The following is a 15,166-nucleotide window of genomic DNA, read 5'->3' as shown; positions in this document are numbered from 1 at the left end:
GCTAATTAAATTAGCCCTACACAATCTTTTATAATCTCCATTTTTGCTACTGCAATTTTTCTAGCTTTACTAGCTCCAAACTCTAAAATATCACGAACCTCTTTTTTATTATTTAAGAAATACTCTCTTTTTTCTTCATAAGGTGCGAAATACTCATTTATTTTTTCAAGTAAAGTCATCTTAAAATGACCATATCCCTCACCAGCAGTCTCATATCTTTGTCTTAAATTTCCTAATTCATTTTCATTCATAAATAGTTTTGAAATAGAGTAAATATTACAATTTTCCCACTCTTTTACTTCATTTAGCTCTTTTGAATCAGTAACTATTCCCATAACTTGTTTTTTTCTATCTTTTAAAGATGTAAACATATCAATTGTATTGTTGTAAGATTTTGACATTTTTGCTCCATCTGTTCCTGGAACTGTTGCTACTATTTCATCAACTCTTGCTTCTGGTAGAATAAAAATCTCTTTAGAGTAAGCATGATTAAAAGAGTTTGCAATATCTCTTGTCATTTCAACATGCTGAATTTGATCTTTTCCAACTGGAATAATATTTGAATCGAAAAGCAAAATATCTGCTGCCATTAAAACTGGATAAGAAAATAATCCATGATTTGCTTGAATACCTTTTGAAACTTTATCTTTATATGAGTGAGCTCTTTCTAATAATCCCATAGAAGTATGATTTGATAGTATCCAATATAGTTCAAGAACTTCTTTTACATCGTGTTGAATCCAAAATGTTGATTTCTCTGGATCCATTCCTAAAGCTAAAAAATTTATAGCTGCTTCATAAGAGTTTTTCTCTAACAGCTCTTTACTTCTTACTGATGTTAAAGCATGATATGAAGCTAAAAATGCAAAAAGTTCACCTTCGTTTTGTGACTCTATCATTTTTTTTATCATACCAAAGTAGTTTCCTATATGTATTGTTCCTGATGGTTGAATACCTGAAAAAATTCTCAAATCAAAATCCTTATTTTTTGTTTGGATTATATCAAAAGTAGCTAAAACTTAAATGCTTGATATATAATTTTTATAAGCTTTGAAATCTTATTTTGCTAGAATTCAAAGAAAAAAAGGTAAGTAAATGGAAATTAGTCTATTTTTAAGTTTTCTAGGATTTTTCTTTACAGCTATATTATTTGTAGTTGTATTTTTATATTTGTATACAATTGTAACTCCTTATGATGATTATCAACTGATATTCAAAGAGAATAATATTGCAGCAGCTTTAGGTTTTGGAGGAGCTATTATTGGTGTTTCTATACCACTTTTCTCTGCTTTAGAAAACTCTGTTTCGTATTTTGATTTTGCTATTTGGGGAGCAGTTGCTATTTTGATTCAACTTGTTTTTGCATTTGTTGTAACAAGAGTTGGTGGAAAATACTCTTTTAATGATAAAATTTCACAAGGTGTTATTTCTGTTGGTATTTTGATGGCATTTTTATCTATTTCTATTGGATTATTAAATGCTGGATCTATGAGTTATTAATCTTGGATTTAAATCCAAGATTTTTAAAAAAGTAAAATTTTAAATCCAATTAATATTAATATTTTTCTGAATATTTTAGATATATAATAAAAGTTATTGAAAGAATACAAAAGAGTTCAAATATAAACATTGTTTTAAAGCCAAGATTTGAAACAATTATCCCTGCAATTACAGCAGAAATTATTCTAGTAAATGAAAAAATACTTGATTGAATTGAATAATCTATTGCTCGTGACTCTTTCCTTGAATAGTCCATAATCATAGAAAAAATTATAGCTGATGATAAAGCAATAGCTAAAGCTATAAAAGTAACACTTATGATTAGATAATAAAATGATAGATTAAAATGTTCAATAAAAATTAAAAGGCTTGTACTAAAAAGATTAAAAAACATAAAAATAATAAGTAGATTTTTTTTTGAAAACTTCTTTCCAATATAGTTACTTAAAGATCCTCCTAAAATAGCTATGAAACTTCCATAAATTCCAACCCAAATAGCTACATCATCTGGTTTTATACCTTTGTGAATCAAATATGGTTTCATAAATACCCAAAGAGAACTTATTGAAACAAAATAAAAACTTAAAATAAAAATCCAAATACCAATGTCTTTTTGTTTGAAAAAAGTGATTATAGTTTTTGAAGAGATTTTCTCTACACATATTACTTCATCACTTTCTTCTATAAGATACAAAGCAATTAGTGAAAAAAGAACCAAAAGAGCCATTAGAATAAAAGTTAAATTCCAGCCAAGATGATTAAAAGTAAGTAAAAAGATTCCGCCTCCTAATAACGATGCCATACTATAAGCACTTATTTTATAACTTCCTGCACTGATTCTTTCTTTTACTTTAAAAGTTTTTATAGCCAAAGCATTTAGTGGAATATCCATAAAAGTAGATATAAATGAAGTTAGTAAAATAGCTATAAAAATATAATAAATATTTTCTTCTAAAGATAAAAAACTAATTATAGATAAAAGTAAAATATATAATATGCCTATATAAAATGTCCATTTTTTATAATGTTTTTTTTCAAATACTATTTTATCTATTGGGGGAGACATTAAAAACTTAAATATCATTGGTAAACCTGCTAATTGAAAAATCCCAATTAATGAAGCATCAAAACCTTTTATTTGTAAAATCATAGGAAGACCCATCACAAAGAAAATAATAGGAGTTAAAATTGCTGTAAATAAAATTGAAAATAAGATATTCTTTTTTGTTAATTGATTCATATTTATTTCCTACAAATATGGATTTGACTTGGAGTCATAGGTGTTTTATATGTTGTGTATGAATTTATTGATTTAAATCCAACTTCTTCAAATATATCAGATAATTCCATAGGTTTTAAGATATTTTTACCTTGCATATTTAAAGATAGAAAATAGAAAAAACTATCTTCATCAAGGCTATTTTTTGTATCAATTTCTACATGGCAACTTACTATTATTCCATTTGGATTTAAAGCATCATAAATTTTTTTTATTACTTCTTTCTTATCTTTTAGGAAATAAAATATATTGCTACACCAAATCAAATCATATTTTTCTCCAATATTATCACTTTGTATATCTCCACTTAAAACTTTTACACGATTTTCTAAACCATACTCTTTTATATGCTCTTTTGCAACATTTGTAACTTCTTCATAATCAAATAAAGTTGTTTTTAGTGTAGGGTGATTTTTTGTAATTTCTAAACCAATAATCCCTGATGCACAACCTAAATCCAACATAGTTTTAAAAGAGTTGAAATCTTTTAGATTTTTTATAATATTAAGTGCTATTGGAGAGATAAGATTTTTTTGTTCTTGTTTTAAAAACTTTTTTGAAGCATCTGCCCAAAGTTTTGCTATTTTTATTTCTTCTAGCTCTTTTTTTTCTTCAAACATTGATTTCATCATTTTTTTACCATTTTCAGCTAGCTGTTTTCTATGTAAAAAAACATCACCACAATATGAAGAAGCTCCATAAATAAAAGATTCTTTAGCAAATTTTGTATTGAGATATTTGTCTTGATTTATGTCCAAAAGTTCCATAAAAACTAAACTATCTAATAATATTTTTGTTTTATGTTCATTTATATTTATTTTTGAAGAGATTATAAAAATTGTATTTATATTCTCTTCTATTAATTTAAAGATTTTTAACTCCAAAGCTAGTTCTAAAATCTCGGTTTTTTGTTGAGCTAACAGTAGTGATAAATAGTTGTTTATATTTTGCATTTAAAATCCTTAAAATCTATAAGCTAATTTGATACCAAACTCTTGTTCTGGTCTTAAAATAGTTGTTGTTCCACTAAAATATGCACCTATTGCATCATAGTTTTTATCAAATAAATTATTTACATAAAAATATATATCAAAATTATTTGCTTCATAACCAATTTTTGTATCAACTAAGTTATAAGCTTTTTGATAGTTTGTATTTGCCTTATCAAAATAAGTTTTTCCATATCCATTAAAATCAATTCTTGCATATAAACCATTGTTTGCTCTATATTGAGCTCCTAAATTAAAATTATATTTTGGAGCAAGAGGATTGTAATTTCCACTATAATCTCCTGCTATATCACTAAATTTATCAAAAGTTGTTTTATTTAAGCCTCCACTTACAAATAAACTTAATTTATTTGTTACTAAACCTTCAATTTCTAACTCTAGCCCTTTTGAAGTTGCAGTTGCTGCATTTACCATATAAGTAGTACCAAGCATGGGAGTTTCTTCTACTTGCATATTTCTTATGTCCATATAATAGACATTTGTGTTAAATTTTAAACGATTATCAAAAAACATTGCTTTATATCCAAGTTCATAAGAGATCAAATTTTCCTCATCGTATGCTTGTACTTCTGATGTAGCAAAAGGGTTAAATCCTCCACTTCTATACGCTTTTGCTATTGTAAAATAGCTCATTTGATTCTCATTTATATTGTATTGAGCTCCAATTTTTGGAGAAATACTGCTATAACTATTTTCTAAATCAATAGTTGTGTTTTTTACTTGCATCTCTTTTTTTTCTTTGTCATATCTAATTCCTGCACTTAAAACCCAGAAATTATTTAAAGGATGAATGATATTTGTAAAAATTCCTATACTTTTAGAACTCATATCTTGAGGATTTGCAAATCCTGTTGGATTAAAAGGTGCAAATATTCTTACATATAAGTCATCATCTTTTTTATCAAAATAAATTCCTGAAGTTAGTTCTGTTTTATTCAATATTGTTTCATATCTAAACTCTTGAGAGATTGTATTTAATTCATTGTTTTTATAAATATGTCTTAAAGTCAAAGGGGTAAAATCTGCATCTACTATTGCTTTATCTTTGTACTCTTTTTTTGTAGTTATAGATTTGATTTTAGAGTTTTCATCTATATTATAGTTTACATTTAAAGCAAAAGTTGTATCTTTTGGAGTAGAACTTCCTTTTAAATTTGAACTAACTTCTTTTTTGTTATTTGTTGAATTAACCCAGTTGTGGCTACCATTGTCTTCTTTATGTATTGATGATATTAAAGAGATATCAAGATTATCTGTTGGAGTTGTTCTAAGGACTAATTTTCCATAATCACTTTTTTTCTCATTTATATAATCATTTGTAAGAGTGTTTTTTATAAATCCATCTATTTCTTTATGATTATAAGCTATACCTACATAAAACTTATTTTTTATTATTGGACCACTTACATTTAATCCAAAATCTCTTCTTCCATTATTTCCTATTTTTGAAAAGAGTTTAGTCCTTAATTCATTATTAGGTTGTTTTGTGATGATATTTATAACTCCTGCTTCACTATTCTTACCATATAAAGTTCCTTGTGGTCCTCTTAAAATTTCAATTCTTTCAATATCACTAATTGCATCATCAAAACCAAAGGTACTTGTAGTAGGAATTCCGTCAACATAGAGCCCAACAGGAGTTGAATAAGATAGAACATTTCCACTTATTCCTCTAATTGAAGGAACTATTAAGCCTTCTTGCCCTGTGTTATAAAGCATTAAGTTTGGGGTATATTTTGCAATATCTTCTAAACTATCAATAGATTTATCTTCTATTGAAATATCATCAAAAGCAGATATTGATATAGGAACTTTTTGGATATTTTCCTCTTTTTTTTGTGCAGTTACTTTAATACTATCTAAAGTTGTAATTTCATCTTTTGCTAATAAATTATTTGATAATAAAATATAAGCTAAAAAAGAAAACTTTAGTGAATGAAATTTAAGCATAATGTTTCCTTTAATTTAAAATTAATTTTCTTTAGTATACACTCTAGAATATTGATAATCAATACTAAAATGATTATCTAAGGTTTTTTTTCTATTCTAAAGGATTAAAATGACAAAAAGATATTTAAAGGATTTGATTAGTTTAAATATAAAGAATAAAAATAATATTATAAAAAATAGTTTCCCAAATAATTTTGGAACGGATTATATGGAAAAAATAAATATTCAAGATGGGATTCTTTTCTCAAAAATAGAATATAATTTATTAGAACCTGTATATTTAGAAGCACAAAAACAAAATGAACGAAAATTTGTAATTACTATATCACTCAAAGGAAATTCTGACTATATAAATAATTATGATAAAAGAATAATACCTTTTAAAGAAGGTTTTACCACAATAACATTATTTGAAAATACAGAAGGATTTAGAAAATTTAAAGATAAAGAAATAAATCAAGTTAGATTAATATTAAGTGAAGATTTTTTATTAAGAAATTTCCAAAAGAGTATAGTTGAAAAATATTTTTATAATAAACAAAGATTACAACTATTAGATTTTAATTTGACTTCAATTGAATCTCAATTTTTATTAAATGATATATTAAATTGTAAATTAATTGGAGAATTAGCTAATATTTATAAACAAGGTAAAGTTCTTGAATTATTATCTTTAGAAATCTTAAAACTTGAAAGAAATAAAGATATTATATTTCTTGATGATTATGATAAAAATGCAATTTTGAAAGCTAAAGAGATTTTATTAGATAACTTACAAAATCCTCCATCTATAATCTCTTTATCAAAAATGGTACACTTAAGTGAAGTAAAGCTGAAAAAAGGGTTTAAGCAACTTTATAAAACTTCTCCATATAAATTATTATTAGCTTATAAAATGAACATAGCAAAAAATCTCCTTCAAAGTGGAGAATATAATATTAATGAGATAGCTTTAAAAGTTGGCTATAAATTTGCAAATAATTTTACAAATGCTTTTTTTAAAGAGTTTAAAATTAGACCCAAAGATATTTTAAAAAAGTAAAATTTTAAATCCGATTAATATTAGAATAACTCCGCCTAAAATTTCAGCTTTTTTTTCATATTTCACACCACCACGGCTTCCAATATAAACACCAAGATAAGAGATAATAAAAGTTGTGAAACCAATTATAAATAGTGATAAATAAATATTAATATTAAATAGATGTAAACTATATCCAGCTGCCATAGCATCTAAGCTTGTAGCTATTGCTAAAGTAAACAATACTCTATTTGTCAGATTAAAATCTTTCTCTTCTTCATTTTTAAAAGCTTCATAAATCATTTTTAAACCAATTAAAAGAAGTAAAATAAATGCAATGATTTTGTCATAGTTTAGAATATAATCTTTTAAACCAATATTTCCTAAATAACCAATAAAAGGCATTAAAGCTTGAAAAAATCCAAAGAAGATAGCTACTTTTAAAGCAATTGTTTTCAAATTTGATCTATTTTTTATACCTATTCCAATAGCTACTGCAAAAGCATCCATGCTTAGTGCAAATGCTAAGATTAAAACTTCTAACATACAATTCCTCTTTTTTTAAATAAGAGTGAAATTATAACTAAAATAGCAAAAATGAAACTAAGCATCTAAATTATTTAAATGCTTAGTTAATTTATTTTTTAGAATTCATATTTAAGAGCAAATTTATAATCTCTCCCCATTTCGTATCTATAAATATCAGCTTGATTTTTTGTAGATATTGTTGTAGCTTTTGCGTATTGTTTATTTGTTAAGTTATTAACAGCAAAGAAAAAAGTCCAATCTTTTAATATATATTTTAAGTTTATATCATGAGTTACATAACCAGCTCTATTTATCTCATTGTTATTACTATCTAAAATATCTGTTTTTGCAACTGCATTTAAAATATAATTTATAGTAAAATCTTCTGATAAATCAACTGCACCATTAAAAATAAACTTTTTACTATCATAGCCTCCAACTCTTCTTATATTTTGGTCTTCATTATAAATTGTTCCATTTGTATCCATATTTTTTGCATTTGTATCAATTTGTGTATAAGCAAATGATGTTGAAAAAATATCGTAGTTGTATATAAGTTTTAGTTCAAAACCTTTTGATTTAAACTCATCATCTCTATTATAAATATCTTCTAAAGTTCTTCCTCCTTCACCACTTCCACCACCAATAGCACCTGATACTATTAAATCTTTTAATTTCGTTTGAAAAATATTTGCATTAAAAGATAGATAATCATCACTTAAAAAAGTATCAGTTTTATTATATTTATAACCAATTTCATATCTATTCGATTTTTCGGCTTTTAAATCTTTTGAGTAAGTTGAATCGATTTTTGTATTTAGTTCCCATGTAAAAGGAATGATTCCACTCATTCTACTAGCTTTTCCATAGTTTGCATAAATTAAAGAGTTCTCTGTGGCTTCATAATCAATACCAATATTTGGAGAAAAAGTATAATCACTTTGTTTTCCAAGTCCAGTTTTAAAAGTATAGTAGTCATATCTTAATCCATAATCAAGCCCTAAAGAGTCAATTGTAGTTCTATTTTGAATAAATAAAGCTTTGTTTTCTGAATTCAAATCAGAGTATTTTGTAACAGCTTTATCTAAATTATGTGCTTCAAAACTACCATTTCCATGCTCTTTTTGATAATCAGCTCCAATGGATACTCTATTTGTTGTTGAAGATATATCAAAATCAAAGTGATTTTGAACATTTAATCCAATATTTCTATTTTCGTATTCTCTAGTTCCATCTAATTTCTTGTTTAAATTATTTTTTGGTTCTTTTCTTTCCAAGCTTATATCTGTAAGATTTAAATTTGTATTTAAATTTATTAAATTGTTTGGATTATATGTATGATTTAAAGTGTAATTTGTAGTAGTTGATACTATTTTCTCAAGTTCTTCAGGCTTTGGTCTATACTCAGTTCCTCTCCATCTTGTATCACCACTATTTTCATTTTGGTTTATTGATAATCTTAGATCATGATTATTTGAATTTAGTAAACTTATTTTAAATAGATAATCTCTATCTTTATATTCACTTCCTATCTCTTTATTTTTATTGGCATCTTTATAATCATCACTATTTAATCCACTAATACTAAAATAAGCTCCTAAGTTGTTTTCAAAAACTGAATAAGCAGTTGTGCTTCCATATTTTTGATTTGCATTTGTGTTGTATCCTGTTTTTAAAATAACTCCAGAATTTTTATTATGTTTAATAAAATCTTGTGCATCTTTTGTACTTATCTCTATACTTCCACCAAGAGCTTGACCTTTTGAAGCATCATTAGATGTTTTTATATTTACAACTTTTAGTAAATCTGGATTAATTCCAAGTTCATTACTTCTATGTTGAAACATATTTTTACCCTGTTTTGCACCGTCTAGTGAAATATCAAAATTTGAACTTTCTAAACCTCTTAAATAAACTCTTTGTACATTTATAGCTCCACCACCAATCTCAATAGATGAGTGATTATCAAAAATCTCTTTAAATGAGTTTGCTTGATTTTGTTCAACTTTTTCCAAATTAATATCAATTGGATTTGTGCTTATACTTTTTTCTTCTATTTTTACTTCTTCTAAGATAGTTGTTTCTGAAAATAGAAGATGAGGTAGTAACAAAGAGTAGATAAATATCTTGGCTTTAGTATTTGTTTTCATAATGTTCCTTTTATAATAAAAAATTATGCAACTAAGTTGCAAAAGAGAAATATTATATAAATGCAACTTAGTTGCATCTTAACTATTTCAGTTTTATTGCTAAACTTTTTTGATATAATCGGCAAAAAATTAGATAAAGAGACAATTATGATAGATATAAAACTACTACAAAATGATTTTGAAAAGATTAGCCAAGCTTTACAAAAAAAAGGTGTAAGTAATGAACTTTTAAATAGTTTAAAAGATTTAGCCCTAAAAACAAAGCAAAAAAGACAAGAGATGGAAGATATAACAGCTTCTCAAAATCTTCTATCAAAAGAGTTTGGAAGATACAAAAAAGAGAATCTCGATATTGGGGAACTTCAATCAAAGATTAATGCTTTAAAAACTCAAAAACAAGAGATGGAAGATGAAGTTAGAGATTTAGAAAATGAATTAAACTCTATTATTTTAGGTGTGCCAAATACTCCTGATGATAGTGTTCCAGTTGGAGCAGATGAAAATGAAAATATTGTTTTAGAAGTTATTGGAGAAAAACCAAAATTCTCTTTTCCTGCTAAAGAGCATTGGGATATATCTTGTGATTGGTTAGATTTTGAAAGAGGTGTTAAATTAGCAAAATCACGATTTACAGCTCTTAAAGGTGAGGGTGCAAGACTTGAAAGAGCATTGATAAACTATATGCTTGATTTTAATAGACAAAGAGGATTCAATGAGTGGTATGTTCCTTTTATGGCAAACTCAAATACTCTTTTAGGAACAGGGCAACTTCCAAAATTTGAAGATGATTTATTTAAAATAGAAGGGGAAGATTTATATTTAATTCCAACATCAGAAGTTAGTCTTACAAATCTTTATAATGATGAAATATTGGATAAAAAGGAATTACCTTTACTTCTTACATCTTATACTCCTTGTTTTAGAAAAGAAGCAGGAAGTGCAGGAAGAGATACAAGAGGTTTTATAAGACAACATCAATTTGATAAGGTTGAAATGGTTGCAATAAGTTCACAAGAAAACTCTGAAGAGATATTCAATAAGATGGTACAAACAGCTAGTGATTTATTAAGTTCACTTGGACTTTGTCATCAAAAAGTACAACTATGTACAGGAGATTTAGGATTTAGTGCAGCAACAACTATTGATTTAGAAGTGTGGTTACCAGGACAAAATAAATTTAGAGAAATATCTTCAATATCAAATACAAGAGATTTTCAAGCAAGAAGAGCAAAAATAAGATACAAAGAAGATAAAAAAAATATATTTGTACATACTTTAAATGGTTCAAGTTTGGCTGTTGGAAGAACACTGGTTGCTATTATGGAAAACTATCAACAAGAAGATGGAACAATAATAATACCAGAAGTTTTAAAACCATATTTAAAATAAGATAAAAAATGTATAGTTTTAAGAGGTCGAAAAATCCTCTTAAAATTTAAAATCTACTTTAATTTCTTTTGGGAGAAAAAAAGGGGATGAGAAGGCCCCTTTTTTTTGATATTTAGGTTTAATAATTTTTAATATTTCTTCATAACCTAAAATTAATAGAACGACCTTTTTAAGAGACTTTACCTAAAATTGCTACATTTTAACTAAGGAGAGATAAGTATGGTAAAATCTCTTGATCAGGTGAATGATACAACTAATAAACTTAAAGTTTGCTATTTAAATGCTATGTTTAAAAAGAATTCTAAAATTCTTTTTAATTAAATTAAGCTTTATCAAATTCATTTGAAAAGTCTATTAAATCTTTCTTTTTAAGATCTCCTCTATAAACAATATCTTCAGCTTTTATATCTTTATCATTTAAAACTTTAGGAACAGCATCAGAATTTTCTAAAACTTCAAGATGACTTGATAGCTCTTCTTCACTATAAGACATCTGCATATCAGCACTACTTACGAAAGGAATTGCTTCTATTACTTTTAGTTTTTTAAGCTCTTCTTCTACATTCTTTCCTTCAATAGTAACAATTATTCGACCTTTTTCATCATGCATATGATAATCACAAACACCAGACTCTTTTAAATCATTAATAACACTATCTAGATTTTTTGCTAAGGTTTGTACCACAATACTTGAAATATTCATAAATTACTCCTTTAAATTAAATATATTTACTTTTTTATCATCACTTGCAACTACTATTTCATAGTTATTCAAAAATAGAATTGAAGTAATTAAAGAGTTGTTTCCTTTTAAAATATGCTCCTCGTTTTGAGATAAAACATCAAATACTAAAATATCATTATTTTCATTATAAGAGATTGCAGCTTTTGAAGCATCATTATTTAAAGCACCAGAGTAAACTAAAAAATCAATACTCTTATGATATGAATTTGAAGAGTCTTCAAAATATATAGCTGCTCTTCTATCTTGACCAGATGCTAAGATAGTACTGTTTTTATAATCAACTTTAAAAACTCTATCAACATTTTCTTTATTAAATTCTTTAATAATTTCTAAAGTATTTGTAGCTATTTTGCTAATAGTTCCACTTTCATCTGCTACAAAAACATATCTTAAATCATCACTTAAAACAAAGTGAGAAAAAGAAGAATAAGAGATATGAAGCTCTTTTAATATTTTTTTCTCTTTTAAATCATAGATAAATATTTGATTTGATAGTAAAGAATATATAATTTTATTTTCATCTAAAAACTTTGCATAAGCAATAAAAAGTCTCTCTTCTGAATTGATGATATTTTCTAAAATCCCATTTTCCTCTATGAAAATATCTCTTCCTCCACTTTCTCCTTGAGATAAAATCAATCTTTTATCATTTATTGCATCAACACTAAAAACTTTAGAATCAATAACTTTATTTGTAAAATCTTTTATTTTTGGTATTTTAATAGTATTTATTATCTCATTTTTATTTAAATCAAAGATATCAATACTGCTACTACTTGTAGCTAAATAGAGATTGTTTTTGTATTTCTTTATATCGTTTATACCACCACTTGCAAAAAAAGAGAATGATGGATTTATCTCTTTTGCTTGTAGAGATAAAATTAAAAACGATAAAAATATAAAAAATTTCATATTACACCTACTTTATTTTTATTGCATTGCTTGGACAAACTTTTAAACAAAATCCACATGAAGTGCAACTGTTATTAATTGAAGGTCTAAAAACTCCTAAAAAATCGATTGCATTGTCCAAACAAGGATCTTTACAAGAAAAACACATAGTGTTTTGCCAAGATAAGCAAGAAAGGATATCTATTTCAAACTTAGCATTTATTTTGTTCTTATATTCCATACTTAAAACATTATTTGTACAAGCATTTGCACATAAATCACAATAAGTACAACCACTTTTTGAGAAATCTATAAATACTGTTTCATCATCATCTAAGAAAATTATATTTTCTTCACAAGCTGTAATACAATCTTTTGTAGAACAATTTATACAGTTTGTGAAAAAAACATTTTCATCTATAAAATATGGAGGTCTAATTTTTTTTATTTTTTTACTCTCTTTTCTAAAACTATTAGAAAGAGAGCTAAAAAGCTCTCTTCTTTCCATCTATTTTACACCTTCACCAAGAACATCAATTAAATTTGATTTATCATTTAAATCAATGCTTCTAAACTCTGTTGTAAAGTTATTTTTAGGAACATTTTGATTTTCTGATTGTGGTGCATGACAAGCAGAACAGTTAAATCTAGCATTTGATAAATGATCTAAAGGTTTTACAATAGTTTTTAATTCACTACTATCAACATTTTTTCCATCTCTTATTAAGTTTCCTTTATTATCTATTTTAACACCTTCTCTAAAATCTGTGAAGTGAGATTTTGGAAGTGGAGTTGCTCCCATTGACTCAGCAATCATAGGATCATGACACATTGTACATTGATTATTATCAATAGTAATTGGAAGCATTCCTTCTGTGTCATGTGGAATCATAGGAGGAGCATTTTCAAAAGCTCTTTTTATTTTTGTACTAGTTCCTGCTACATCAGTACTATAATTTGTAGGATCAGCAACTATGGAACTTTCATCTAGCAAATCCCCTGTTCTTAATCCAAAATTATCCTCTTTTTTCTCTTCTGAACATGCTATGAAAAATATAGCAATAAGTGAGATTAAGGCAATTTTAAAAAGTTTCATTTTTTATCCTTTATATAGTTTCTTATTGAAAAATTAAGTGCTTCATCATCGCACACTTCAATACATCTTCCACAATTTGTACACTCATCTAAAACAGCTTCAGAACTTTTATTTATCATATGAAGTACTTGCATTTCAGGACAAACTACTTTACACTTCATACAGTTTGTACAATTCTTGTGATTGTGATGCACTCTTATAAGGCTAAATCTTCCAATTAGTGAGTAAAATCCACCAAGAGGACAAAGATGCCCACACCAACCATTTTTTAAAACAAATAAGTCAAACAAAAATATTACTAATATTGTTGCAAAACCAAAACCTAATCCAAATATTAATCCTCTGTGAATCATTGAAACAGGAGAGATTAATTCAAAAGCAGCAACACCCATAAAATAAGAGATAATGAAACTTATTAAAATAAGCCAATATCTAAGATTCCTAGTTGCTGGTTGTCTTTTTTGGACTTCATCAAATTTCAAAACTCTTCTTAAATAGTTTGCAAAATCTGTAATAATATTTACAGGACAAACCCAAGAACAAAAAGCACGACCACCAATAATAAAATAAAATATTGCAATTATAAATGCTCCTAAAGCTATATCAAAAGAGATAATCGCTCCTGCAAAAAGCATTTGTAAAACAGCAAAAGGATCACTTAAATTAATAGTTTCAAGTAGTAAAGAACTACTTAAATTTCCCATTAATATATTTATTCCATATATATTTGCCAAGATATATAAGCACATTATAGAGATTTGACTAACTCTTCTAGCTATTAAAAATCTATATTTTTTAATCATTTAATAAATCCTCCATACCACTGTTTAAAGAATCAATTGCACTCTTTTTATTTATATTAGTTACTCCTTTTGTTGCATTTGCATCTTTTAATCTTTGTTCATCTGCTTTATCCCAACCTTTAATATAGTGGTTACCAACTTTTCCTAAAGCTACATCTTTTGGTAGTACAAAAATAGCTGGTTTTTCAGTAATACAAGCTTTTTCACAAAGACCACATCCTGTACAAATATCACTATCTACAACAGGTTTCAAAAATGCATGTTTTCCTGTTCTTTCATTTTTTTCATACACTATATTTATAGCTTCTCCTAAAAGTGGACAAGCTCTATAACAAGCATCACATTGTATTCCCCAAAATGCTACACAAGATTTTTCATCTACAACTGCAACACCCATTTCCATTTGTCTTATTTCAAACTCATTATCTTTATTTTTTACAAGTTTCTCATCAAGAGCATTTGTTGGGCAAATAGGAACACAAGGAATATCAACACACATATAGCAAGGAATATCTCTAGGAATAAAATAGGGAGTTCCTAAAGGTAAATTATCTCCTGGTTTTGCTAGTTTTAATGTATCAAAAGGACACGCCTCAACACAAAGTCCACATTTTATACAAGTTGCTAAAAAGTCATCTTCTTTTAAAGCAGCTGGTGGTCTTAAAATAAGTGAAGTAGCTTTTACTTCACTTAAATATGCACTCCATGTTAAACCACCAAGAACAACTAGACCAATAGTTCTAGCACTTTTTAAAAGAAACTTTCTTCTATTCTCTTGATAGTTTTTTACTATATTCATCTTTT

General features: G+C 26.3%; 15 protein-coding genes. 3 read left to right on the top strand and 12 right to left on the bottom strand.

The window, feature by feature from the left end; translation table 11 throughout:
- Positions 1-5 precede the first annotated feature (5 nt).
- On the bottom strand, positions 6-971 hold the full coding sequence (gene trpS, locus ATH_RS08345) for a tryptophan--tRNA ligase (RefSeq protein ID WP_066390101.1): 966 nt from the start codon (positions 969-971) through the stop codon (positions 6-8).
- A gap of 124 nt (positions 972-1,095) precedes the next feature.
- Here trpS and ATH_RS08340 point away from each other — a divergent pair, with 124 nt between their 5' ends.
- The gene (locus ATH_RS08340) at positions 1,096-1,500 is read left to right on the top strand and encodes a DUF350 domain-containing protein (protein WP_066390102.1); all 405 of its coding nucleotides are present in this window, start codon (positions 1,096-1,098) and stop codon (positions 1,498-1,500) included.
- Positions 1,501-1,555: 55 nt separating this feature from the next.
- Here the strand turns inward: ATH_RS08340 and ATH_RS08335 are convergent, their stop codons facing one another.
- Genes ATH_RS08335 through ATH_RS08325 form a run of 3 tightly spaced genes read right to left on the bottom strand, consistent with a single transcriptional unit; the run spans position 1,556 to position 5,739 of the window.
- A complete protein-coding gene (locus tag ATH_RS08335; protein ID WP_066390104.1) occupies positions 1,556-2,740 on the bottom strand; it encodes an MFS transporter in 1,185 nt (394 codons plus the stop codon).
- Between the two features lie 2 nt (positions 2,741-2,742).
- Positions 2,743-3,732: a class I SAM-dependent methyltransferase gene (locus ATH_RS08330; RefSeq protein WP_066390105.1), complete on the bottom strand. Its 990-nt coding sequence runs from the start codon at positions 3,730-3,732 to the stop codon at positions 2,743-2,745.
- Between the two features lie 9 nt (positions 3,733-3,741).
- The gene (locus tag ATH_RS08325) at positions 3,742-5,739 is read right to left on the bottom strand and encodes a TonB-dependent receptor (RefSeq protein WP_066390106.1); all 1,998 of its coding nucleotides are present in this window, start codon (positions 5,737-5,739) and stop codon (positions 3,742-3,744) included.
- A 109-nt stretch (positions 5,740-5,848) separates the two neighbouring features.
- On the opposite strand from ATH_RS08325, the gene ATH_RS08320 reads away from it, so the two are divergent.
- Positions 5,849-6,781 (top strand): helix-turn-helix domain-containing protein, encoded by a 933-nt coding sequence (locus tag ATH_RS08320; protein ID WP_066390107.1) that lies wholly within the window; start codon positions 5,849-5,851, stop codon positions 6,779-6,781.
- Here ATH_RS08320 and ATH_RS08315 read toward each other — a convergent pair.
- Positions 6,770-7,306 carry a manganese efflux pump MntP gene (locus ATH_RS08315; RefSeq protein ID WP_066390108.1) on the bottom strand — a complete coding sequence of 179 codons (537 nt, stop codon included), beginning with the start codon at positions 7,304-7,306 and terminating at the stop codon, positions 6,770-6,772. The genes ATH_RS08320 and ATH_RS08315 overlap by 12 nt on opposite strands.
- 98 nt (positions 7,307-7,404) lie before the next feature.
- A complete protein-coding gene (locus ATH_RS08310; RefSeq protein ID WP_066390110.1) occupies positions 7,405-9,438 on the bottom strand; it encodes a TonB-dependent receptor domain-containing protein in 2,034 nt (677 codons plus the stop codon).
- Positions 9,439-9,585: 147 nt separating this feature from the next.
- Here ATH_RS08310 and serS point away from each other — a divergent pair, with 147 nt between their 5' ends.
- On the top strand, positions 9,586-10,827 hold the full coding sequence (gene serS, locus ATH_RS08305) for a serine--tRNA ligase (protein WP_066185810.1): 1,242 nt from the start codon (positions 9,586-9,588) through the stop codon (positions 10,825-10,827).
- A gap of 322 nt (positions 10,828-11,149) precedes the next feature.
- Here the strand turns inward: serS and ATH_RS08300 are convergent, their stop codons facing one another.
- The 6 genes from ATH_RS08300 to napG are packed head-to-tail and all read right to left on the bottom strand — an operon-like array spanning position 11,150 to position 15,161.
- On the bottom strand, positions 11,150-11,530 hold the full coding sequence (locus tag ATH_RS08300) for a chaperone NapD (protein WP_066181092.1): 381 nt from the start codon (positions 11,528-11,530) through the stop codon (positions 11,150-11,152).
- Positions 11,531-11,533: 3 nt separating this feature from the next.
- A complete protein-coding gene (locus tag ATH_RS08295; protein ID WP_066185806.1) occupies positions 11,534-12,484 on the bottom strand; it encodes a WD40 repeat domain-containing protein in 951 nt (316 codons plus the stop codon).
- 7 nt (positions 12,485-12,491) lie between these two features.
- Positions 12,492-12,971 (bottom strand): ferredoxin-type protein NapF, encoded by a 480-nt coding sequence (locus ATH_RS08290; RefSeq protein WP_066181097.1) that lies wholly within the window; start codon positions 12,969-12,971, stop codon positions 12,492-12,494.
- Entirely contained in the window at positions 12,972-13,559 is a 588-nt protein-coding gene (locus ATH_RS08285) for a nitrate reductase cytochrome c-type subunit (RefSeq protein WP_066181100.1), read from the bottom strand.
- The gene (gene napH / locus ATH_RS08280; protein ID WP_066181102.1) at positions 13,556-14,362 is read right to left on the bottom strand and encodes a quinol dehydrogenase ferredoxin subunit NapH; all 807 of its coding nucleotides are present in this window, start codon (positions 14,360-14,362) and stop codon (positions 13,556-13,558) included. The genes ATH_RS08285 and napH overlap by 4 nt, the downstream gene beginning before the upstream one ends.
- Complete coding sequence (gene napG / locus ATH_RS08275) at positions 14,355-15,161, bottom strand: ferredoxin-type protein NapG (protein WP_066181105.1); 807 nt, start codon at positions 15,159-15,161, stop codon at positions 14,355-14,357. Before napG ends, napH begins: the two co-directional genes overlap by 8 nt.
- Positions 15,162-15,166 lie beyond the last annotated feature (5 nt).

It is taken from the genome of Aliarcobacter thereius LMG 24486, assembly GCF_004214815.1.
Classification (GTDB): Bacteria; Campylobacterota; Campylobacteria; order Campylobacterales; family Arcobacteraceae; genus Aliarcobacter; species Aliarcobacter thereius.
The sequence above is the reverse complement of the archived record's forward strand: the minus strand, read 5'-3'. Positions and strand labels throughout refer to the sequence as shown.